This window comes from Brucella pseudogrignonensis, assembly GCF_002252525.1.
In the GTDB taxonomy this organism is placed as follows: Bacteria; Pseudomonadota; Alphaproteobacteria; order Rhizobiales; family Rhizobiaceae; genus Brucella; species Brucella pseudogrignonensis.
Genome location: NZ_NNRM01000043.1, coordinates 18,398 through 41,476 on the forward strand (window position 1 = coordinate 18,398; position 23,079 = coordinate 41,476).

Here is a 23,079-nt window from a genome sequence, read left to right on the forward strand (position 1 = left end):
GCCTTACATTTCTATACCAAAGCCCCGATCAATCCGCTGGCCGCGTGTTACCTGCTTCTGCAGCACACGGGCGATGCTTTGATCGCGATCAAGCTCCTGCCCGATTCCAAGCTCCTTGCTGCGATGACGCACGATAGATTCTGCCTTTGGATCGCGTTCGAGGCGCTTTGCAAGGCCCTGCATCTGGCTTTCGATCTTGCCCCGCGCCTCGTCGTGTTGCCAGCCGCGAAGCTTCTGGCGCTGACCGCCCAGCTCCTGCCAGCGATTCACGAACCGCTCGGCCCTGACATTGGGGTCTTGCAGGGCGGCGTTTTCACGCTTCATGCCTGTGATGACATGGGCGACACGCTCCCGACCGGTAAGCTCGGTCATGGCGCGCGCCGTCTGTGGATCATGCCGCAGTGTCGAAACCATCAATTCTTCTGTCCCCGCGCGCACCTGGTCGAGTTGCTGGCCGGCCGCGTGCATCTCCTGCCGCTGCATGTCAAGAACCGGCAGGCCATCACGTTGGTGCTGATCGAGCGACTGATAGGCCCGCACATAGCGGTCAATGGCTGCCTCAAGCGGCGACTGACGTCGTGATCGCTCGGCCAATCTGTCAGTATCGGGGCGGTCTTGTACTGGCACCGACTGCAAGCTCGTCTCCCTTCCCGGCAGTTCTTCCCGCTGCTTGGACGACCCAGAACGCGCATTGAGCCTGAGGTCAGAGAACATACCACCGCGCTGTTTCTGGGCTTGCTGCGGCCGTTTCTGCTCGACCGGCGATCCACTCTCACCGGTGCTGTCCTGCTGCAGCCGCTCGGCCGCCGCGCCGCGCCCGAGTTTCAGGCCCTCGAACGAATTGCGGCGCTGTTGTCGATCACCGACGTTATCCGCGGCCGTTGATTCCCGCTCCGCACGTAGCCCGGCGCGCTCCGCCGGGATCTCGATCTCGCTTACGATCCCCATTTGCTCTGCGATCCCCCGCCGCTCGGCAAATTGGCGCGCGGCAAAGTCGCGGGTATAGTCGAGTGTCGTTTCCTTCACGCCCGACCGTGACAGCTGATTTTTAAGCTGCTCATAAGCAAGATCGCCCGCATCTTGAACCTTCCAAGCGTTCCGGTGCGTCTCCGTTCCGTCTGGAAGGCGAACCGGCTCCGAACCGACATGTTGCAGGCCGATCCTGTCCCCAATCTGCAGTGCCTGTTTCGAAGCCTTCATGGCGCGCTCAAGATCTACGCCCCATAACGTGCGCTGCTCACCTTGATCGTTTTCAAGCGTCACGAAATAGCTCTGACTATTGCCTTCCTTGTGGTTGAACGGTGCGGCCCCATGTTCGACCAGACGACCCACAGCCAACGTTTGACCTACCTGCCGGCCAAGTTCCGATTTGCTGAACTCGTCCTGGCTCCCATAGAGCTGCACTCCGTCGCGATGCCGGGTCATAGCGACGTAGGTTAGATGCCGGTCCATCGTTCTCGACGCCAGCACATAGGCACGATCCACGGTTGCGCCCTGATTTTTGTGAATTGTCGTCGCATAGCCGTGGTCGACCGCCTGATAGTCGTCCATCGGCACGCTGACGCTGCGCCCTTCCTTACCGCTCGCCCCGTCGAGCTGCGCGACGATCCTGGGGCCAGCACCTGGTCGGCCGACCTCAACATGCTCGACGGTACCCAACATCCCGTTTTTTACGCCAAGGTCGCGATTGTTCTCAAGGAACACGATGCGGTCGCCCGGGGCGAACTCGCGTTTGCCGTCGTTGGTCTGGAAGACCAGCCCCTCCCCGAGGGCGCCACGCGCCAGCTCGCCCTCGGACAGCCCCCGGCTATCGCCGGGCACGTTGTCCCGGGCCCGTAGCTCAGCTCTGATCGCGTCATTGATGGCGCGAACATCGGCCCGGCGATACGCCATCGCAATCCGGGTGCCGTCCGGACGCACTTGCGCGTCGGCAAGGTAATCACGCACGATCTGACCGCGCGCATCCTCGCCCGTCTCGGCAAAGCTGATATTGCCGCGATCCCGATAGGCGCTCAGACCCTCAGCCGTTCGGTGCGTGGCGAAGGCAACCGACGCGTCCCGCTGCCAGTCAATACGCTGCCTGCGTATCTGGGAAAGCTCGGCATGACCGATTTCCTCGGTGATCGCCCGGAATGGTGCGCCGGCCCCGATTGCCTGTAGCTGCTCATGATCGCCGACAAGGACGATCTTCGCACCGCGTGCCTCGGCCTCGCCAATGAACCGGGCGAGCTGCCGGCTTCCCACCATGCCTGCTTCGTCGATCACAAACACATCACCGCGATTGAGCGTGCGACGGTCGTTCTGCCAACTCATGTCCCACGACGCCAGGGTGCGGCTCTGAACTCCAGAACTCTCCTCCAGACCCTCGGCTGCCTTGCCCGACAAGGCCGCACCGTGAACCCTGTAGCCTTCTGCCTCCCATGCCTCACGCGCCGCCGCCAGCATCGTGCTCTTGCCAGCACCCGCATAACCGACAACCGCAGCAATGCGCTCCGGCCCAGTGACATGCTCAATCGCCCGCCGCTGCTCATCGGAGAGACGTGCAGCGTCGATAAGCCGATCGCGCTCACCGCGATCTAACTCACCCCGCTCGACCTTGTCAGCGGTATCGCTCGAAACGCTTGTCCGGATCGCAGCATCCTGACGCCCGATCGCTTGTTCGACATGCTTGCGATCGACACCATGATGATCGCTCAGCCTGTGGCTGTGCGACGCGTGCATCCGCTGCGCGCATTCGATCATACCGGATTCGATCTCGACCATTCCGCGCGTCGAATAACGCGCTAACTCGAATTCACCCGTCACCGGATCATGGCTTTCCGCCTGTAGTTCAACAAGGGCCGATGACGCCATCACCTTGGCAAAGGCGCTCTGGAACTCTCCAATGTTATCGTTGATGTAGCGATGCAGCGCTCGCGCAACATCACGCCGATCAAAGACGCTTTTCTCTCCCGTGATGATTTCAAGAACCTGTTCCGGCTTCTCGCGGATCAGCTCCGAATTGCGCCGCGCGGCATCTTCATCCAGCCGCGACCGCGACACGACGAGACCACGCCGCTCCATCTGCGTCGCATGAACCCCCATATGCTCCGTCGGCGCAATCTCAAGACCCCGCTCCAGATGCGAACGGTGATCAATGCGAATATCATGTCCGGCCCGAGCAAGGCTTTCATTCGCAATCCCTTCCCATCGCATGCGGAGATCACGAAGCTGCATATCCGTGGTTGGCAGATCCGCTGACAGAAGCCATTTGTTTTCACGCTCGAGAAGGTTCTTGTCAGCGAGACCATCCCCCCTCACCTGCCGTGTTGTCATCATTATATGCGCATGGTGGTTTCGAATGTCGCTGTCGTCTTGCGGCGCATGAATGGCGAAGTCGATTGCCGCGCCAAAACGATCGGCAAGCTCATGGGCGAAAATCCGCGTTGCCTCAAGCCGTTGATCCGCAGTCAGCTCATGCGGCAATGCAATTTCAAACTCGCGTGCGACACGTGCATCCTTGCGCTTTTCGCAAAGCTCGGCTGCATTCCATAAGGCTGAACGATCCCGCGCCCATTCCGCATCGACACCTTCCGGTAAGACGATCTCGGCATGTTCCACGCCGCTTTTGTTGGTGTAATCATGCGTAATTCCATCACGCTCATTCGTCAGCTTTGACGCCGAGCGATAGGCGCTGGCAGCAACAGCACTTCGTCCCCTGGATCGGGAAATCGGCTTCATACTCAGATGATAGATCGCCACACAACTATCCTCAGCCCCAAACAAATAAATCTGTCCATGAAATGAGCTTAAACCGCTCTGAGTTGCGAAGCAACTCGTAAGTGCGCCCTTAATTTTTCATTCGCTTTGCTCTCTCAACTCTCGGTGATAACCTGCAGCAGCATCGATGCTTTAAAACTGAAGTTAATCCTGGCTGCAATGACCGAAGTTTTGGATTGGCGATGAAGCAGGGTGAACGTCGCTGCTCAGATCAAAACCTCGCAACAATGAGGGCGGTTTTAAATGACCGAATACACCAATGAGAGATCCGCATTCAAACGGCTGAGGGACGTGTATCTGTGAGCTCGGATATCCCAGCTGGATGCACGCAGGCGGTTGACAACGTTATGGCGACAGTTTTCAAAGTAATAATGAGATTCTCAGGATCATCTTTCCGGCGACCAGTACACGGCATGAAATGCCGCCACAGCCGATGATCCACACTTTCTGCCGTAAGTTCGTAGCCATTGCCGCTACATGAAGTTGGCGAAAGCCGTAGTAAGGGAAACTATTCCAAGCTCAATGAGATTCTAAGGGAGTAGAAGTGTGGCACGCAAATCCATCGAAGAACGTCTGGCCCAGCTGGATGCGCAGCGTTCCGCTTTGAAAGCCAGACTATCGAAACAGGAGCGCGCCAACGATACACGCCGAAAGGTGCTGCTTGGCGCGCTAGTGCTGCATCGCGTTGAAAGCGGAAACGATGAGGAACTTTCCCAACGCCTGAAAGAATGGCTGAAGAATGAGCTGCCCGTGTTTCTGACGCGCGAAGCCGACAGGATACTGTTTGCTGATCTGATCGGGAAAACGTCCAACCGTGCAAGCAACGAAGGAGCGGGTTAATGAATCAGGCGACACTTGCATGCGCAGCGTTCAGGAACATGCTGCGTGCTGCTGCGCGAGATCCGCTGTGGGCATTGGTTTCCCTTCTTTCTGTTCCATTCCGTTTTGGAAGAACGATCTTTCAGGTAGGCATCTTCTATTTCGTTGTCGTTTTTGTGTTCGCTTTCATCCTGGAATATGCGATGCGTTCTCTCAATATCGACCGCGGTGATACGCTCTGGTATGTGGGAAATACTGCCTTTACAGCATTCGTACTTCTCCTCTTGTTCCGCCTCATCACCAATCCGCTAATTAATCATTTCGGGGATCCTGACGGCGAAACCCACGGGTCTGCCCGCTTCGCCACCGATAAGGAAACCGCTGCCCGCACCCGCACCGATTCCGGTCTGCTCATCGGCCGCGACCCGAAGTCCGCAAAACTGCTTCGCTATGAAGGCCCGGCCCATCTGCTCACAATGGCACCGACGCGTACCGGTAAGGGCGTGGGAACAATTATCCCGAACCTGCTCATCACCGATCGATCTGTAATCTGTATCGATCCAAAGGGCGAAAACGCCAAGGTCACCGTCCGCGCCCGACAGCAATTTGGCCCCGTTCATGTCCTCGATCCCTTCGGTGTTACCGGTCAGCCCTCCGCTGCCTTCAATCCACTCGACAATCTCGATCCCACAGGGCTCGATGTCGCAGAAGATGCAACCACGCTAGCCGACGCCCTCGTATTCGATGAACCGGGCATGAGTGGGGATGCGCACTGGAATGAGGAAGCGAAAGCACTCATTGCCGGTTTGATCCTTCATATTGTCGCCAGCGAGCCGCGCGACAGGCGAAACCTCGCCACCCTGCGAGACTATCTCACCCTCCCCCCTGAAGCTTTCGTAGCCCTCCTGAAAGAAATGCAGGCCTCAACAGCGTCAGCTGGTTTGATTGCCCGCGCCGCAAACCGCCATTTTGGTAAATCCGATCGGGAAGGTGCTGGCGTACTTTCCGCCGCGCAGCGTCATACCCATTTTCTCGACAGTCCACGCATGGCTACGATCCTCGCCAGATCTGATTTTCGCTTTGCTGATCTCAAGCACCGCAATATCTCGGTGTTTCTCGTCCTTCCCCCCGATCGGCTCGCCACCTACTCTCGCTGGCTGCGCTTGCTCGTCGCGCAAAGCCTGACCGACATGGCCCGGGATCAAGCCAAACCGGTTACCCCGGTTCTCTATCTGTTGGATGAGTTCGCAGCCCTTGGCCACCTGGCACCGGTGGAACGCGCAATGGGGCTTATGGCAGGCTACGGTGTCCAGCTCTGGCCCATCCTGCAGGACATTCACCAGCTTCGCGCCACCTACGGAAAGCGCGCTGGCACCTTTCTATCGAATGCTGGCGTCCTGCAAGTCTTCGGTGTCAACGATCACGACAGCGCCCAATTCGTCTCCGATTTGCTCGGACAGGAAACCGTGGTTTTCCAGACCATGAGCCGGGCACTCGATTCACAACAGTCTGGTATTTCTCACGCCCAACACCATACAGCGCGTGCCTTGCTCACCCCCGATGAGGTCCGCAATCTTCAGCCACATCTCGAACTGCTCTTCCTCGCAGGCCAACGGCCGATCGTCGCCAACAAGATCGCATATTATGCCGATGCTGAATTCAGAGGACTGTATGACGGTCACTGAGCGGTTCACGACCCCTTGGACGAGAGGCGCGCAGCGAGAGTTAAAAGCATGATTATTTTGACTAAATCATTATCGGCAAAAAGGTCGATCCATTTAACGCTGTGATAACAGGAGGAACATATGTTTCGCTATTTAGCACGCAGACATGATCGCAAGCACATTATAAAATCATTACAACGTCAAAAGCTCATCGAACACAGGTCTATAAAGTTTAAGTATGATAGCTCATTGACATTCGCAGTTCACAAGAAAGAAGCAAAAAGCGTCGACAGCATAGAGTTAGAGCTCGATGAAAATTTCAACGCGCAGGCATTTTTCTCTCCTATTTTGCCGCCTGAACCACTAAGCGAAAGCACAGACCAGGTTGTTTTCCAATCTGACATCACGACTGAAGAGGAAGAGAATAATATATTTGAATGCGAGATAACTGACAGCGGAACGAAAGAACACGCTATCGTTGTCTTTCATCATTGGTACGCACGCAATCGTTATTCCGCATTCGCAAAATTTTTCGCAGCTAGGGGTATCACCGTTGTCGAGGCTACCCTTCCGTATCACTTCAGGCGTGGTTCTGACGACTTCTCCGAAGAAAAGCTTTTGAATGCCGATATAAACCTTACCATCCGTTCGATGCGCCAGGCGGTTCTGGATGGCCGCAAACTTGTACGTTGGCTCGGTAAGCAGGGATACTATAAAATCTCCGTGGTAGGGATGTGTATAGGTGGCTTGGTTGCAGGTCTCATCGCTGCGCACGAAGAAAAAGTGCGTAAGGCAGTCCTGATGGTATCGCCAGCTAAACCCGCCGAACTGGTATGGACTGCGGAAACTTTAAGAGGGCTGCGTAGCCGTATCGAGCCAGCAATGTCTTTAGACGAATTGAAAAGCGCTTGGGGTCTAATCGATCTTGAAAATCATCTTTCAAGGCTAACACGACCTCACCTGAATATAATGTTTGTGTTAGGAAAAGACGATACGATCGTATGTCCAAATCTTTCGGATCGGGTAGTTGATGTGTTAGAAAAAGGTGCTCGTAGACCTGAAGTTTTACGTCTGAATTGCGGCCATTCGTCCGTCGGAATCTTTCCTTTTAATTTAATCGCGGCCCATAGGGTACTGCGATTTTTGAAAGATTGGCCAACTTTAGCTGAGTTGTGGGATGTTCGGAACTTCCGCTACGACTTTAGCGAATTGCCTAGCCGTCGTCAGCGCACCAAGATACGAAGATTCATGAACTTCTCGCAATAATATGGACACGGTGTCCAGCCCAATCTGCTTGAAAAATGTAGGCTTCGCTCACGCGGGTCAGCGAACCGCAGAATATCACGATTGTCGGGTGGTTTGGATGGAACTTGCACACGACGGTAAACGTCAGTTTGAACACTGAACCGTCTACACCTGTTTTCGCATTAGAGGCGGAAAAGACGTCGCTCCCGGCCATGAAGATTGATATGAAAAGAAGAATAAATCACTTTTCTGAAATGCTATTATAACGGAGCATCTCTTAGCGATCACCGTGATGGCGCTGAAAACGAGGGAGTTGAAAGTGAAAAGTGAGTCACTAGATTACTCAAACGAGCATTCCTTGGAAAAAACCAATGATCCTGAAATCGATAAGCCAATCTTTAGGCGTCCTGGTTTTAACGGGATAAGTACGTTTGAAGAAATCGATCATCGGCTTGCGAAGTACCTCCGCGAAGCGCGTGAACAGGCGCGCCTCAAACAAGCCGACTTTGCCCCTCTAATAGGGCTTTCGACACCGGTTTATGGCCGATATGAACGGGCATTTTCAAAGCTTCATGTCACTCGCATGATTCATATCTGCGAAGTGCTCGGCGTTATACCCATCGATATGCTTTATGAAGCAGCGCCTCATTTGTGGGGCAATAGTGAGGAGGAAGCCAAAGAACGCGTGGAACTTGCGAAACTCTTGGCAAATCTTCCGCATAGCTTGCTGCGTGATCTGCTCCCCGTGGTTAGAACACTCTCCAACCTGCAGAGCCAGGTCGATGCCAAACTCATAACCTGAATTCAACGCCATCGCAGTCGAGATTGCCCGTTCCATGGAACAACGTAACAGCCGTCACAACTTCATGTATTTTATTCGAACCAACTACCGCTGACGGCAGCATAGCCGCTTACCACTTCAGTTTTCAGAATTGCGGGGGACGGCAACTGCCTAAATCGCTGGGGCGTCTGGCCGGTTTGAATGTCGGATGTTATGGTTCTACGATTAAAGTGACGAACAACTTCTCAAAAATATCGGTCAAGCTTGATAACCTCGTCAAGTTTAAGGCTGGGGCGTCGGTCTCGAGATTGAGGTGGACTGCCCTGTCGTAAACAGCGACGCATTCCTTGTTTGTAATGCGAGACATATAAATGATGCCGTCGAATTCGGTTTGGTCGTAGATTTCCTGACTTAATCGTCTACCTGCGGCTTGAGCCTTTGCGCGTACGGTATCGGTCGATATTCCAAGCAGGCTGGCGCCCTCATAGCGCAAGTCGAGCAAAAATAGCGGCTTCGGATTACGGATCACAGCAATTGAATAGCGGCAATCTTTCGACCAGCACCGACGCCATTTTATGCCGTCTTCCTCAATTGACCGCTCGATCAATGGACTGCTTTTGCAGGTAAAAGATATCCGACCGCCCGCATTAGTGGGGTCAACTGCACCGATCAAAGCCGAACTGGACCAGATGACCACTGGCAGCATCAATCGCACACAACCAACTCGTCAGGAAACTTCATCGACTTATGTTCCAACCGCCGACGACATGGCACCCGCGATAGAAATGCCAAGAGGCGTTGATTCCAAAGAACAGATTGCAGCCTATCAGATCATGTTGAACAGGGCTGGCGCGTCGCCCGGCGCAATCGATGGGCGTTCCGGCAGCAATGTCGACAAGGCTGCTGCGGCTTTTGGCGAAATCACGGGTAGATTTATCAATCCAGCCGATCCCGCAGCGGTTCAGACCGAACTGGAGAATACCGGCGGACCAGCTTTCAAGGATTACCTCATCACAAATGAAGATGTTGGCAGGCAGTTTGTTGCAGAAATCCCCGCTGACTACGCTTTGAAAGCCCAATTGCCAGCAATGGCTTATACCTCAGTCACGGAAATGCTTGCCGAGCGGTTTCAAATCGATGAGGGTTTCCTCAAAGAGATCAATCCAGGGGTGAATTTCAATCAACCAGGCTCGATCATCAAAGTTCCCAATCTCGGCAAAGCCAAACGCACGCCGATTGCCCATATCATAGCAGATAAAGGTCGCAAACAGGTTCGGGGCTATGGTTCAGATGGAAAGCTGAAGGTAGCCTACCCGTCAACGATCGGCTCTTCGGACACTCCTTCTCCTTCGGGCACGGTTCAGGTCAAACGAATAGCGATCAATCCCAATTATACATACAATCCCAGGATCAACTTCAAACAGGGAGCCAATGAAGGCGTTCTGACCATTCCGCCTGGGCCAAACGGTCCCGTCGGTACGGTATGGATTGCGCTTTCCAAACCCACTTACGGTATTCATGGCACGCCTGACCCTTCACGCATCGGCAAAACATCGAGCCATGGCTGCGTGCGTCTTACAAACTGGGATGCAGAAGAACTCGCAAGAATCGTCAAAACCGGCGTCCTGGTGGTGTTCACGGAATAAACGATCATAAATTGGCCCGCCCGTCTGATTGCTTTTTCGCAATCAGGCAATCGCTTCTAGCCCTTTTTTCTGAACAACCGTCAATAACCGTAGTGCCGGCCCTCCGGGCTTCTTCACTCCACGCTCCCAATCTGACACCAGACCCTTGCTCACATTGAGATAACGAGCAAAGACGGGCTGCGATATATGTTCACGCTCCCGGATGGAGCGGATCTCTTCCGGGGTAAGCGGCTCAATCGCGGTCAGGCAGACATCATCAAATTCTCGCATAGTCTGCTTGTCGATCGCGCCGACTTCAAACAGGCCCTCCATAGTTTCGTGGATGGCCGCCATTGCTTCGCTCTTATATTTCTTCACCATCGTCAACCTCCGAAAAACGTCCTCTCTCGATCAGCAGCTCCATTTGCTCTTTTGATAACGCAAGAAGTTCCTTTGCCATCTTCTTGAATTGAACTTCTTCATCGTCATCAATGTTGGCCTGCTCATTCTTTGCAAAGCCGAACACGAAAAATGCCCGCCGCTCCTACCTATATAGAATGATCGTGCGAAACCCACCCGACTTTCCCTGTCCTGCCCGGGCGACTCGTTGCTTAATGACACCGCCACCAAGATCGGCGTCTATCTGACCGCGCTCGGCACGACGCACCGCTTCTATCAAGGCGACGTCCGTAATCCTCTGCTTTCGAGCAAACCGCTCGAACCAGGCGTTCTTCAGAATCTGCACCGTCATCTACCCTGACTATATATATAACACCAAGCGTGACACTTCAAGGATTGTTGTTGTTCAATGACTGTCCCTGTGTGTCGGAATTCATTGCGATCCTGCCGATGCCAGACTTCCATTACCTTTCATCCCAGAAAACAAAAGCTGGCTGATGGAGAAGCCCCCTGCCCTCGCCTTTTGGGCAAGAGATCGCAAATAACCGCCTGGTGAACTGATGGTCGCCAGCTTCTGCAGGATCCAGGCAATGGCCGTCGATGCCGCTTCTACTCCCATGAAGCTTAGTGCTTCGCGATAGGCAGACTTGCTAATGCCAAGGAAGCCGGAAACGATCTGTGAAGCATCTTGAAGCTCTCGCCATGTGCTGATGCCGTGCGCTCCATATTCGCGAATATCCGGACATGTTCGCAGCACTTGATCGAGCGAAATGGAAGGTGAAACCCGAATGCGGTTCTCGTCTTCGAGGCTCTCAGGAACCGTCGTTTCCGAAGAAGACGCCTTCAAATCAATCTTTTTGTTATTTTGAGATTTAAAAAGGGATTCTGGCAGGGATTCATTATGCTGCCGCTCAAATTGAGCGACGCTGCCGCTCATTTCTGGAACAATTGCCATGTTTTTCAAAGCGATAACCAATTCATCGTATATGGCTGTCAGATTGGCTTTGATAATCATCAGCTCATCGAGGGATGCTCGGCGAGGAATAGCGTCTACAACGTCACGGAAGCGAACAAATAGCCCTTCAAGACCCTCAATAAAGTCACCGGACCCATCCGCGTTTTCTGAAAAAGCCGAAGCGATCTCTCTGCGCATGACGGACACTTCATCGCGAAGCCGTTTCAAGGCTTTTTGCTCCGCAAGGATTTTATCTGCGATACCGGCAATCTCAGATGCGCGATCAAGCAAGGGCGCAAAGGAAAAGCCGAAGGCAAGTTCAACGCCCCCTTCCCTGTCCTTATGCGCATAACGCTTGCGGGTTGGGCTATCTTTGCGCGCAATGATCCCGGCCTCAACCAATGAAGCCAGGTGACGGCGTAGCGTTGATTCAGGCATGCCGTGGGCACGCAGCGATAGTTGGCGATTGGATGGAAAAACGACGAGGCCGGTTTTCTCATTCATGTCGTCGTCAGGGAGAAATGACAAAAGCGAACTGAGCACAGCAAGGCAGCGATCATTGAGATCGAGTGCTGACTTGGCCACACAGAGCTGTTTGTAAATCACCCATCTGTTTACCCCCCTGCCCTGCTTATTCTGCAGTTCAGGATTTTGGGCGAAACTATTCCTTCGCCCGCGAAACACGGACGTGACAGTTCCCAGAATTTGCATTCCCTCTCACCTTTCAAACGGCAAAAGAAATCCACCCGCCAAAATGACGCTTATGACTCTTGACACCGATTCGGGGAAATGCGATTCTCAGTCTGCTAAAACATCGAGAAGGGCTTCCACGACGGCAACGTTTGGGGGCCTTTTTCTTTTGCGGCTCAATCTCCATTCTTGGTTTCTGATTGCTTGAATTCCTCAAAGAGGATTTCAAGTCGCTCGGATAACCAATCGCCGAACGGTCTAGCTTTCTCGCTTTTGAAAGAGAAATCGACCTGTTTCGGCTTTTGACTCATCGTAATGGCAAATTCGCTAGATCCCCACGACTTTGCCGTTGGTGTGGTTCGTTCCTTTTTGACCGGCTTGCCTTTGGCATTCGCCGCAGTGAAGACCCGATTGAAACGCTCGTCGCTATCTATTGAACCAAAATCGTCTGAAGTTACGATTTCGGAAATTGCAGCGGCCTTACGTTCGACTAGAAGGCTTAGTTCAAGCCAGCGTTCGCGCCCTACCCCAGGAGCTGACCCTATAATGTTGACGAGTTGCGGCGAAATACGGGACGTTACGGAAATCATCTTGGAAACCGCTGCCGCATTAGCTGCTAGTGCGGAGGAGATTGTTTCACGGTCATATCCGAGTGTCTCAAGATTTTTTGCGAAAAGAGCTTTCTCAATGAAACTGAGATTTGCTCGAGCCGAATTCTCTTGTCCTTGCGCGATAATATGTGTTTTGTCGTCAAGTGCCTTTACAACTGCTCGAACATTGCGTCCGAGCTCGCGGGCTACCTTTACACGACGATGACCAAAGACGATCATAAAACGACCATCTATGCTTGGATGAGGACGAACGAGTATAGGACTGTCCTGTCCCCGTTCCTGGATAGCTTGAAGAAGCTGCTGATATTCTTCACCATCAGTACCAAGACGATCAGATACAAAAGAACTGTCTATAACATTTGGATCGAGGTCGACGACTTGCTCGCCTTCAAGGAAAGCGTCAGCTTGACGTGCAAGCTCATTAACAGAACGGATCATGGATTTGGATGCGCCACCGATCCGATAATTGGACGTCACTGGCTCTTCGGTTGACTCCGTAAGTCCCGCCAGAAGATTTTTCCTAGCCATTTCAATCTCCGTAATCGCTTATCTCACTGAATTTGCAATCATAAATGCTGAATTTGTCAGCAGACAAACTCATCTGCCCCAAGATTCGTGGATAAGGCCTTCAATTTCGCCATTGACGGCATCTAATGATTCAATTGCACGTTCATAGGTGGAACGTGTCATCGTGCTTTTTTCGACCTCATAGAGCGTTTGCTTTGTGATCCCTGCATCTGAGACAGCGGTTGATTTGACCATCTGGTTCTTGAGGATAAACTCGCCAAACAATGTCTGCAAAAAAGCCACCATCTGAGCCTGTGGCTGATCTGTTGGCTCGTATCTTGTTACAAGGTAGCGATACCATTCCAGATTTACCTCTGCGCCGGCAGCGCGGATAGGCTCGAGAATATTGCCAAGCATCAGGAGGAACTGGCCCATCGACATCACATCCAGCATCTGGGGATGTATCGTGATAAGAACTGCCGTGGCTGACGTGAGCGCCGTTATAGTCAGGTAGCCAAGCTGTGGAGGGCAATCAATGACGACGATGTCGTATTGATCGTCAACTTCTTCGAGGGCTTTCGAGATGCGGGTAAAGAATGATTTACCAGCATTCGAATTGCGGTCACTCATTGCGAGGGGGGTATCATATTCGAATTCCTGCAATTCCAAATTTGCAGGAACGATGTCCAGTCCAGGAAAGTTGGTGTTCTGAATAATTTCAGAGAGCGGCTTTTGCTCCTCATCATATCGGATCGCGTCATAGATTGAAGGGACCTGATCCAACTCCGGTTGAAACCCGTGCAGTGACGAAAGCGAGGCTTGAGGATCGAGGTCGATTGCCAAGACGCGATGACCAGTAAGAGCCAGATGTTGGGCCAGATGGGCGGTAGTTGTAGTTTTCCCAGAGCCGCCTTTGAAGTTAACGACCGCTATGACCTGAAGATGTTCGCCTGGCTTTCTGTGCGGGACGTAATTACGTGTTTCCGATCGACCGTTTTGATCAAGATACTGGCGAATGTCATGCATCTGCTCAGCGGTGTACGATCGCCGACCCGACGGCGAAGTTTCAGGAGCGGGGCCTTTGCCTTCCAAATGAAGTTTCTTAAGGTGACTCTGGCTTACACCTATATATTGTGATGCTTCTGCAAGAGAGAATGAACGAAGTGTCTTTTTTCCAGAATCTGGGAAGTTCTGAACGCTGAGCAAATGCAACTTCTTCGAAATTTGATCCCCTTGATCGAGGATGTGTTTTTCGAATTTAAGCGTGGCTTTCGGCTTTTTGAGCGAGATCTCGTTCATTACCCATTGATTTCCATAAAAACGATTTTTGGACAGAATGGCCAAACTAACCGTTATTATGTCCGATTCTTAGGGATCTGCAACAAATTTAAAGTTAATAATAAGTTAACGCCTTCGCGGGGTCTATAGCTCACGCTCCGGTCCGTTATCATATTGATTTAAAGTAATATTTTCCTACTTTTGTCGGCGGACAAAAATTACTGAGATTGGTTTTGTCTGGGAGCGAAACGTCACAAAGTTAAATGCAGACGAATAGTCAAGAACAGCAACAGCTAACGCCATGGATCATGATCCGTCGTTTTTTAAGGTGCGCTTCGGCAAAGCAAGCAACGTCACGGATCTCGGCGCGATGCCATCGCGCAATGTGCATCGGATCTGGAAAGCCTTGACATCCGCTCAGCGAAAAAAAGCTCAAGAACTCGGCCACAACGCGCTTGCAAATAGCGTGCTGCTTGATAGCGACACTGCGAGCTTCAATGTAATGCAGACTAAGCAAGCGATTTTGCTTGAAATAAACTACGTGAGTGGCGCACATTGCATGCAACTTCGGGGGGGATATGACGGTCGATCGAATTCAACTTTTGCGCAATGTCGGGCAGTTTGACAATGTCGCCACGGGAACGCAGCTGCCGTTCGGCAAGCTGACGCTCATATACGCGGAGAATGGCCGAGGCAAGACGACGCTGGCAACCATCCTTCGGTCGCTCAGCTCGGGTGATGCGGATCTAGTCAGCGAGCGACAGCGCCTCGGAGCGCAACATCCGCCACATATCATCGTGGCCCGGCAGGGCATGGCACCTCACATGTTTCAAAACGGTGCCTGGAGCCAGCCGCTTCCGCATATTGCGGTCTTCGACGATGCCTTTGTGGCGCAAAATGTCTGCTCCGGCATCGAGATCGAAACGGCCCATCGCCAGAACCTGCATGAACTAATCCTCGGCGGGCAGGGGGTACAGCTCAATGCGACGGTGCTTCAGCATATCGCCGCGATAGAACAGCATAACCGGACGCTGAAGGAACGGACCGACGCCATTCCTGCAGCCATGCGCGGGGCGCTGACGGCCGATGCGTTCTGTGCACTCCAGGCCGATGCGCGGGTGGACGGCAAGATTGAAGAGGCGGAACGTCAATTGGCTGCTGCGCGGGCTGCCGACGCGGTCCAGCGCCAGGACGCGTTCCAGCTCGTGAGCCTGCCGGCATTCGACGCGGTTGCGATCAACAGCCTGCTCGCGCGGAATCTGCCCGCTCTGGAAGCCGCTGCCGCCGCCCAGGTTCAGGCGCATTTCGGCGTGCTCGGCCAGGGCGGCGAAGCTTGGGTCAACCAGGGGATGAGCCGCATCGGACCGGCTTCGGCCGGTGAAGATCACGAGGTCTGTCCGTTTTGTGCCCAAGATCTAAGAGGTTCGCCGCTCATTGCACATTACCAGGCGTATTTCAGCGCCGAATATCAGACGCTAAAGACGGACATCGCTACCGCGATATCGGGCGTCAACACCGCCCATGCCGGCGACATCCCGGCCGCATTCGAGCGCGGTATCCGCACCGCCGCGCAGACCAGCGAGTTCTGGACGCGCTTTACACAGGACGTCCCTGCGATCGGGGTTGATACAGCGGCAATTGCCCGCGTCTGGAACGCGGCGCGCACCGCTGTTGTGGCTGCGCTGCGGAGCAAGCAGGCTTCCCCCCTTGAGCCGTCGGCGCTTTCGGCTGAGGCGCAGGCTGCGATCGATGCCTATGAAGCCGCGCGTCGCGATATCGAGGCGCTCTCCGGAGGCCTGCAGGCCGCCAACGCAAATATCGCCATCGTCAAGGAGCGTGCGGCGGGCGCCAACCTTGCAGCCCTCACGGCCGACTTGCAGCGGCTTGTTCTAGTGCGAACACGCCATACACAACCTGCGACGGATCTCTGCACGGCCTATCTGGCCGAAAAGCAGGCTAAAACCGCAACAGAGACGCTGCGCGACAATGCCCGTGATGCGCTCGACCAGTATCGCCAGAGAGTCTTTCCGGCCTACCAGACGGCCATCAACGTCTACCTCCAACGATTCAATGCGGGGTTCCGCATCGGCGCTGTTGCTTCGGTCAACAGCCGTAGTGGTTCGTCGGCCAATTATAACGTTGTGATAAACAACGCCTCGGTCGCACTGACGGGAACCGGCCCGTCTTTCCACAACACCCTGAGTGCCGGCGATCGTAACACGCTGGCGCTCGCGTTCTTCTTTGCTTCGCTCGATCGCGACCCGTCGCTCGCCGACAAGATCGTCGTGATCGACGACCCCATGACGAGCCTCGATGAGCACCGCTCCTTGACCACCGTCCACGAAATGCGGGCGCTCCACGATCGCGTCAGCCAGATGATCGTGCTTTCGCACTCCAAGCCGTTCCTTCTTGGTGTCTGGAATGGCGCCGACCGGGCTGCAAGCCGTACTGCCATCCGGATCGCCCGGCAGGGTGCCGGATCAACCCTGTCCGCCTGGGACGTGACGCAGGACGCGGTCACCGAACATGACCGTAGGCATGCCCTCGTCAGCGACTATATTGCAAACGGCAGCCCGCAGACCGAACGCGAGGCGGCGCAAGCACTACGCCCGATCCTGGAGGCTTTCATGCGTGTCGCCTTCCCAGCGCACTATCCCCCGGAGACTTTGCTCGGTCCCTTCCTGGGACTTTGCCGGCAGCGCGTTGGAACTGCAGATGAGATTTTATCACAGGCCGACATCACAGAACTGGAAGCGCTTAAAGACTACGGTAATCGTTTCCACCACGATAGCAACGCGGCTTGGCAAACAGCCGTCATCAACGATCAGGAGCTTACTGGCTTTTGCAGACGCACCCTGGCGTTTGCACGCCGGTAACACGGACCCCCCAAGGGGAGGGGACCACAGGTTGCGGCAAAAGCCCATGCCTCGAGATAGGCCAGGTCCGAAGTCAGGGCACGCAGGGTGTTTTTCCCCTGCCTTCATTGACCAGATGGCGAAGCGTCTCGACATCTTGGTCGGTCAGAACGTCTGCGAGCCTATGGCAGCAAAACGTCGCACAGGATATCGGTCCCTTGGCTATCTGCTTGAATAGATCAGGGTCGTTACCTTTCGACCTGGAATGTGGAGCGGCCCTGCGCTTCCACGCATTACGATTTTCACGGATTGTGTGCGGATTCAGAGACTATGCAAGAAGTTGCGTGGTTTACATGGCGCTTGAAATCGCACCACGATGGTATTACCTTATCAAAATCTGGTATTACATAGGTGCGGCAATGACAACGACAGTGACATCGAAGGGCCAGGTCACGATCCCAAAAGCAGTTCGTGAATTGCTTGGGATCAGGCCTGGGACCAGAGTGGATTTTCATCGAACTTCTGATGGAAACGTATTTCTTGTTAAGGCTGATGCGCCAAAAACATTAAATCGCTTCCAGAAGCTGCGTGGTCACGCTGGCAAGGGGCTCGATACAGATGCAATTATGGCGCTGACACGCGGTGAAAAGTGACGCTCGTTGACACAAATGTTCTTCTGGATCTTGTGACAGATGATCCACAGTGGGCGGAATGGTCGATTGGACAACTCGAAACCGCAAGTTTGACGGGGCCATTGCTTATTAATGATGTGATCTACGCAGAACTTTCAGTTCGTTACGAGCGAATAGAGGAACTGGACCAATTTATTGAAACGGCCGGTCTTCAAATTACATCTTTTCCCAGAGAGGCACTTTTTCTGGCAGGCAAAGTCTTTACCCGATATCGAAGGGCAGGCGGCTCGCGAACTGGTGTGCTGCCCGATTTTTTCATTGGTGCACATGCTGCAGTACAAAAAATTCCACTTTTGACACGAGATGTCGGACGTTACCGGACATACTTTCCAACCGTCGTGCTGGTTACTCCCAACCTGCCGTGAATGGTGCAAGGATCGATGACTTTTATTCTACGACCGCAAGGGAAGGTCAAAGGTGGCTCTGGATCATGGGCAACGAGATCCTCTGACAGGTTGGCGCTAAGGCCAAACGAAATAAATATGCATGAAATCATCTGCCCGCATTGCAACAAGGCATTCAAGATTGATGAAGCAGGTTATGCAGATATCCTGAAACAGGTTCGCGATAGTGATTTCGACAAGCAACTGCATGAGCGTCTGGAGTTGGCTGAACAGAACAAGCGGAACGCGGTCGAGCTTGCACAGGCCAAGGTTAGCAGTGAACTGCAGAAAGCTGCTGCAGCCAGGGATACTGAAATTCAGAAACTGAAGGCGAGGCTCGAATCTAGCGAAGTCGCACAAACTCGCGGTAGCCGAGGCCTTAAGTGTCGTGGAAAAAGAACGTGATACCCTTCTGCACGACCTGGAAACTGCCAGACGAGAGCAGGAGGCTGCGTCAAAACTCGCCGAGGCGAAGCTTAATGCCGAACTACATAAAGCAGCTTCTATTAAGGACGCTGAGATTGAGCGTCTTAAGGCCAGGCTAGATGCGGGTGAGCTTTCACAGAAGATCGCCGTGACCGAAGGTGTCCTCGTAGTTGAGAAAGAGCGAGACGAGTTGAGAACGGTCTTGATCGTGTCGCACTTGAAAAGCAACTTGCTGAAACTGCCCTCAAGGACAAGTACGAAACGCAGCTTAAGGATCGCGACGAGGCTATTGAGCGTCTGAGTGATATGAAGGCGAAGCTATCGACAAAAATGATCGGTGAGACGCTGGAACAGCATTGCGCAACTGAGTTCGACCGCATTCGCGCCACTGCATTTCCCCGCGCTTATTTTGAGAAGAATAACGACGCGCGCAACGGCAGTAAGGGCGATTTATCTTTCGTGACGTGGACGATGCAGGTTCTGAAATTGTTTGATCATGTTCGAGATGAAGAACGAGAACGAGGACACGGTCACAAAGAAGAGGAATGAAGACTTTTTCAAAGAGCTAGACAAGGATCGTAGCGCTAAGGGCTGTGAGTATGCGGTGCTGGTTTCACTGCTGGAGCCTGAGAGCAAACTTTATAATACAGGGATTGTAGACGTATCCCATCGTTTTCCGAAAATGTATGTTGTCAGACCACAATTCTTTATCCCAATAATTACGCTGCTGCGTGATGCGGCGATAAATTCGCTTAAATACAAGACAGAGCTGGCGCTGGTGAGAGCGCAAACGTAGACATCACCAACTTTGAAGCCCAACTTGAAGATTTTAAAACAGCATTTGGGAGAAACTGGCGTCTGGCTTCGGACGGTTTTGAGGAAGCAGTCAGACGCATCGATGAAGCGATCAAGGATCTGGAAAAAACGAAAGAAGCGCTTCACAAATCAGCCAACAATTTGCGGCTTGCAAATAATAAAGCCGAGGACCTGTCGGTCAATTCTTCACGTCGCTTGACACGCGGGAATCCGACAATGGCTGCAAAATTCTCTGAATTGAAGCAGAATATGTCTGATCCTGAATGATATGGGCAAACTTAATTGATGTATGGGTTCCAATGCCCTTGGTCGGCACATGCCTCACAGCAGCCGTGACGCTCGTCCACTGCGCCGTTTGGCATTGTTGTAATAGTCTGATGCCTGTTGCACGGAGCGATGACGGGATTGCTCCATGGCTTCGGGGAGGGGAATGCCACGATTGGCGGCTTCGGTGAGATAGCCGGAGCGCAGACCATGGGCAGAAAATTCCGCAGGGTCGAGACCCGCCATTTGCGCGCGCCGCTTGACGATGGCGTTGACGGCACTGGGTTCCAGTGCCCGCGTGGAAACATTGCCCCATCGATCGACTTTTCGAAACACGTTGCCTTTGTCGATCCTGGCTGCCTTCAGCCATCGGGTGAGGGCATCGACGGGACGTCCGGTCAGATAAACAATTTCATCCTGTTCGACGCCACTGGTTTTGGTACGGCCAAGATGGATGCCAAGCGAGGGGAGGGGAGAGCCTTCTTCATCGGTGACAGGTGCCTGTTTGACGAGTTGCTCTGTGCGCAGGCCTGCTATTTCGCTGCGTCGGCGGCCACCGGAGGCAAAGGCCACCATCAGGATGGCCCGATCACGCAAGGCGGTGAGATCCTCGCCGGAACAGGTTGCCAGCAGCTTGCCCAGAATATCGCCGGTAATCGCATTGGCACTCTTGCGGCTGCGCGGCCGGTTCAGGGCGCGCACCGCAAGCCGGATTGCCGATTTGACGGAAGGCGATGAAAACGCACCCTCCAGGCCGCGCCAGCGGGTCAGCGTCGACCAGTTGGCAAGACGGCGGCGCACGGTTGCCGGTGCATGCGGTCCCGACACGCGCAGAAAGCCTTGTCGGCGCAATTCCTCTTCCACGTCGGCTGGCATGCCGTGATCGGGTTCAATCTCGCGTTGCTGCGGCCGCCAGAGATGATGGGCAACGAATTTCAGGAGCAGGGCTTCCGGCGCCGGAAAGGGGAGGGGGCTGCCGGTTGCGGCCATTGACCATGCTTCGAGATAGGCCAGATCCGAGGTCAGCGCACGCAGCGTGTTTTCGCCCATGCCTTCATTGACCAGATGGCGCAGCGTCTCGACATCCTCATTCGTCAAAATCTCCGCGAGCATGTCGCGCCGGTTCATCGGCAAAACGGCGGCAATCGTATCGAGTGTTTCGGCACGCCGTTCGACGGCGGTGACGGACGTTGATGGCAAGGTCAAGACTCCCTGATGGGCCGGAAAGCGGGCTTTCTGTGGCGCGGCCTTGCCCCAATATTTATTGATCTGCGGCTTCAAATCAATCACATCCGATAAGCTATACTTATCGGATATTATAAGCCCGTATAGTTAACGTCACGGTAACGAAAGCCAAAGCTATATTTGATTTCGTATGCGATATTTGTGTAATCTATTGAGCAGGTTATCCCGCGGAGTGCGGGTGATAATCAGCGTGAAATTGGGTAAGCGGGGCAGATTTAGTGTCGTTTTCCCTTTAAAATTGCAACTGCAGTCCTCAGTGGAAAAAGGCACTCCATGACCGGCTTAGATTCTTGATGTTGTAGCATAGTTCTTGTGGATCAGCGTTAGGCTCGGCGAGAACGCCTGAGAGTATCCGGGGAAATTAATAAAGGCAAAACAAGGGTTTACCGACAAAATGTATCTTCGCTTCTTGTGAAATTATTAGCGAAATTATAGCCCCAGATAGAATTTAACCGTTTGGCCAGTATTGTAAATTTGATTGTGCAATCTTAAACGGAAAACCACAGTGGTAGTTCTGATTTGCTCGCCAAAAGAATAACGCGCGAAATGGCGCTATCAGTTCTGCTAAGGCGGCTTGCGGTGTACATGGCCCTATGTAGTTGCCACCATGCTTGCGGCACCACCGATGTATCGTCTCGTAAGAGACGACAACGCCACGCTCCAACATCAAATCTTCCACTTCACCTAAGCTGGCATGTAAGCGATAGTAGAGCCCAATCGCATGGGCGATAAATCTCAGTGGCAAAACGATGGTTCCTATGCGTCGGGGATATCTGGTTCATCTGCAACAACTACAGCAAAGCAGTCGACGAAAATCTACGTGACAACGCCGGTCCCAATCCAGGGGTGCACTCCATGATTGTCTGTAATTTACCGATACTCGCGCTTTACAAACATATTTAATGTTCGTAAGAGTAGCGATGGGGCAATCAAATGGCATTTGGGGAAGGCATGCATATTTCTCTGTGGCCCTGTGGAGATTGCACAACTCTCCTTATGTGAGGTAATTATCGGGGCCGACGACGGTGAAACAATTTACAGATGTGAGATTCGATGCCAACGCGCTTGAAACAGGCGCTTTGATAAGTTTGATTATTGTAGCTGCGCCTAATTTGCGTGGTACGGAAACGTCTATTCTAGATTCTGTTAAGTTCATTTCAAATCGGTACGCCTTTTATGAAATATTACTAATAACTAATGATACTGATATTTATGCAGATGAGGTTCTGGAGGCGTTAGGGCGTGAAGTGCCCCAATTGAGGCTTTTGCAGATCGAAGGCGGTGGTGACTTCGATGATCTTGCTATCCATGGCTATCAGGAAGCTATCGGGGATACGGTGATCCTGTCCTCCTCTGACGAGTTGCCATATGTCGATCTTGAAATGTTGCTTGCACCCATTCGGGCTGGCGCACAGTTCGTGCGTTTGCAGCGCAGAAGTGGTTCGATTTTTGCGAGAATCGTGGCTTCCGTCATGCGCTTTCTTACCGGTTTCGAAGTCGACATACGCTACTATCGTACACTTGCGCTGGGGCGTCAGATCGTAAGTGATCTTCTAAAAATTCCTTCCCAGTTGCATCTTATCCGCTTCACGGCCGTTCGTCATATCCGCAGGCAGAAGACCGTTACCGTCGAACTGCCTCCGGTTCGCAGATCGGGCAAGCACCTGATCGCGCGATTGGAACTGGTCCTGCATCTTATTGCGGTCTCATCTGTTCGCCTTCTGCGTCTCGCCACTGCTCTGTGCGCGTTGCTTTCTTTGGGCGCGCTCGTTGCCATGATGTACCCGTTCCTGCTCTGGATCATCGGTTGGAATGTCATGGAGGGCTGGAGCTCGACAATTACCATGATCAGCGCCTGGGCTTGCATACAACTCGCGGCCGCCGCAGTGATGTGCCTTGGCATTTCGCGTGCGCTCGAACTCCAGCAAGCCCGCACCGCTCCTCGCGTTGTAGGGGATCGTTCCATTGGCGATCTGTTCAGGAGTTCCAATCTTCTCAACGTCGAAGACGTAAAACTTTCGGCCGACGCTGATGGTCAACCCGTCTAAACTTGCCGAAGGAGTTC

At 53.4% G+C, this 23,079-nt stretch carries 19 protein-coding genes and 4 pseudogenes; 14 read left to right on the forward strand and 9 right to left on the reverse strand.

Features of this window, described 5'->3' with window-relative positions; all coding sequences use genetic code 11:
* Positions 1-3: 3 nt before the first annotated feature.
* Complete coding sequence (gene traA / locus CEV34_RS19665) at positions 4-3,741, reverse strand: Ti-type conjugative transfer relaxase TraA (RefSeq protein ID WP_094544328.1); 3,738 nt, start codon at positions 3,739-3,741, stop codon at positions 4-6.
* Positions 3,742-4,305: 564 nt separating this feature from the next.
* Between traA and CEV34_RS19670 the strand changes: the two genes are divergently transcribed.
* The 4 genes from CEV34_RS19670 (at position 4,306) to CEV34_RS19685 (ending at position 8,289) form a co-directional block, all read left to right on the forward strand.
* Positions 4,306-4,599 (forward strand): mobilization protein, encoded by a 294-nt coding sequence (locus CEV34_RS19670; protein ID WP_094544329.1) that lies wholly within the window; start codon positions 4,306-4,308, stop codon positions 4,597-4,599.
* On the forward strand, positions 4,599-6,263 hold the full coding sequence (locus tag CEV34_RS19675) for a type IV secretory system conjugative DNA transfer family protein (RefSeq protein ID WP_094544330.1): 1,665 nt from the start codon (positions 4,599-4,601) through the stop codon (positions 6,261-6,263). The genes CEV34_RS19670 and CEV34_RS19675 overlap by 1 nt, the downstream gene beginning before the upstream one ends.
* 120 nt (positions 6,264-6,383) lie before the next feature.
* The gene (locus tag CEV34_RS19680) at positions 6,384-7,508 is read left to right on the forward strand and encodes an alpha/beta hydrolase family protein (protein ID WP_094515345.1); all 1,125 of its coding nucleotides are present in this window, start codon (positions 6,384-6,386) and stop codon (positions 7,506-7,508) included.
* A 271-nt stretch (positions 7,509-7,779) separates the two neighbouring features.
* Positions 7,780-8,289, forward strand: coding sequence for a helix-turn-helix domain-containing protein (locus tag CEV34_RS19685; RefSeq protein ID WP_094515344.1), 510 nt, complete (start codon positions 7,780-7,782; stop codon positions 8,287-8,289).
* Between the two features lie 190 nt (positions 8,290-8,479).
* Here the strand turns inward: CEV34_RS19685 and CEV34_RS19690 are convergent, their stop codons facing one another.
* Positions 8,480-8,974, reverse strand: coding sequence for a hypothetical protein (locus CEV34_RS19690; protein ID WP_235819121.1), 495 nt, complete (start codon positions 8,972-8,974; stop codon positions 8,480-8,482).
* A 43-nt stretch (positions 8,975-9,017) separates the two neighbouring features.
* On the opposite strand from CEV34_RS19690, the pseudogene CEV34_RS19695 reads away from it, so the two are divergent.
* Positions 9,018-9,914: pseudogene (locus tag CEV34_RS19695) on the forward strand (L,D-transpeptidase); the annotation flags it as partial.
* Between the two features lie 42 nt (positions 9,915-9,956).
* Here the strand turns inward: CEV34_RS19695 and CEV34_RS19700 are convergent.
* From CEV34_RS19700 to repA, 5 genes and pseudogenes are all read right to left on the reverse strand, one after another.
* A complete protein-coding gene (locus CEV34_RS19700) occupies positions 9,957-10,274 on the reverse strand; it encodes a helix-turn-helix domain-containing protein (protein WP_094515339.1) in 318 nt (105 codons plus the stop codon).
* Positions 10,258-10,644 (reverse strand): annotated as a pseudogene (locus CEV34_RS19705) (type II toxin-antitoxin system RelE/ParE family toxin). The gene CEV34_RS19700 and the pseudogene CEV34_RS19705 overlap by 17 nt, the downstream one beginning before the upstream one ends.
* Positions 10,645-10,725: 81 nt before the next feature.
* On the reverse strand, positions 10,726-11,958 hold the full coding sequence (gene repC, locus CEV34_RS19710; RefSeq protein ID WP_094544331.1) for a plasmid replication protein RepC: 1,233 nt from the start codon (positions 11,956-11,958) through the stop codon (positions 10,726-10,728).
* A 155-nt stretch (positions 11,959-12,113) separates the two neighbouring features.
* Entirely contained in the window at positions 12,114-13,076 is a 963-nt protein-coding gene (repB, locus tag CEV34_RS19715) for a plasmid partitioning protein RepB (RefSeq protein WP_094515337.1), read from the reverse strand.
* A 69-nt stretch (positions 13,077-13,145) separates the two neighbouring features.
* On the reverse strand, positions 13,146-14,354 hold the full coding sequence (gene repA / locus CEV34_RS19720) for a plasmid partitioning protein RepA (protein WP_094515336.1): 1,209 nt from the start codon (positions 14,352-14,354) through the stop codon (positions 13,146-13,148).
* Between the two features lie 280 nt (positions 14,355-14,634).
* On the opposite strand from repA, the gene CEV34_RS19725 reads away from it, so the two are divergent.
* Both CEV34_RS19725 and CEV34_RS19730 read left to right on the forward strand, forming a co-directional pair.
* Positions 14,635-14,958, forward strand: coding sequence for a hypothetical protein (locus CEV34_RS19725; RefSeq protein ID WP_094544332.1), 324 nt, complete (start codon positions 14,635-14,637; stop codon positions 14,956-14,958).
* Positions 14,912-17,209, forward strand: coding sequence for an AAA family ATPase (locus CEV34_RS19730; RefSeq protein ID WP_094544333.1), 2,298 nt, complete (start codon positions 14,912-14,914; stop codon positions 17,207-17,209). Before CEV34_RS19725 ends, CEV34_RS19730 begins: the two co-directional genes overlap by 47 nt.
* A 2-nt stretch (positions 17,210-17,211) precedes the next feature.
* Here CEV34_RS19730 and CEV34_RS27420 read toward each other — a convergent pair.
* A pseudogene (locus CEV34_RS27420) lies at positions 17,212-17,372 on the reverse strand (integrase); the annotation flags it as partial.
* Between the two features lie 235 nt (positions 17,373-17,607).
* On the opposite strand from CEV34_RS27420, the gene CEV34_RS19740 reads away from it, so the two are divergent.
* The 6 genes and pseudogenes from CEV34_RS19740 (at position 17,608) to CEV34_RS27670 (ending at position 19,772) form a co-directional block, all read left to right on the forward strand.
* Entirely contained in the window at positions 17,608-17,841 is a 234-nt protein-coding gene (locus CEV34_RS19740; protein WP_094515408.1) for an AbrB/MazE/SpoVT family DNA-binding domain-containing protein, read from the forward strand.
* Positions 17,838-18,245: a type II toxin-antitoxin system VapC family toxin gene (locus CEV34_RS19745; RefSeq protein ID WP_094515334.1), complete on the forward strand. Its 408-nt coding sequence runs from the start codon at positions 17,838-17,840 to the stop codon at positions 18,243-18,245. Before CEV34_RS19740 ends, CEV34_RS19745 begins: the two co-directional genes overlap by 4 nt.
* 117 nt (positions 18,246-18,362) lie before the next feature.
* Positions 18,363-18,668 (forward strand): hypothetical protein, encoded by a 306-nt coding sequence (locus tag CEV34_RS27655; RefSeq protein ID WP_235819122.1) that lies wholly within the window; start codon positions 18,363-18,365, stop codon positions 18,666-18,668.
* A complete protein-coding gene (locus CEV34_RS27660) occupies positions 18,652-18,990 on the forward strand; it encodes a hypothetical protein (RefSeq protein WP_235819123.1) in 339 nt (112 codons plus the stop codon). The genes CEV34_RS27655 and CEV34_RS27660 overlap by 17 nt, the downstream gene beginning before the upstream one ends.
* Complete coding sequence (locus CEV34_RS27665; protein WP_328589891.1) at positions 18,987-19,238, forward strand: DUF2130 domain-containing protein; 252 nt, start codon at positions 18,987-18,989, stop codon at positions 19,236-19,238. Before CEV34_RS27660 ends, CEV34_RS27665 begins: the two co-directional genes overlap by 4 nt.
* A pseudogene (locus tag CEV34_RS27670) lies at positions 19,195-19,772 on the forward strand (DUF2130 domain-containing protein). The gene CEV34_RS27665 and the pseudogene CEV34_RS27670 overlap by 44 nt, the downstream one beginning before the upstream one ends.
* 54 nt (positions 19,773-19,826) lie before the next feature.
* Here the strand turns inward: CEV34_RS27670 and CEV34_RS19755 are convergent.
* Positions 19,827-20,897, reverse strand: a complete 1,071-nt coding sequence (locus CEV34_RS19755; RefSeq protein WP_094574561.1) for a site-specific integrase — start codon at positions 20,895-20,897, stop codon at positions 19,827-19,829.
* Between the two features lie 1,364 nt (positions 20,898-22,261).
* Between CEV34_RS19755 and CEV34_RS19760 the strand changes: the two genes are divergently transcribed.
* Entirely contained in the window at positions 22,262-23,062 is an 801-nt protein-coding gene (locus CEV34_RS19760; protein WP_235819124.1) for a glucosyl transferase, read from the forward strand.
* The last annotated feature ends 17 nt before the right edge of the window (positions 23,063-23,079 follow it).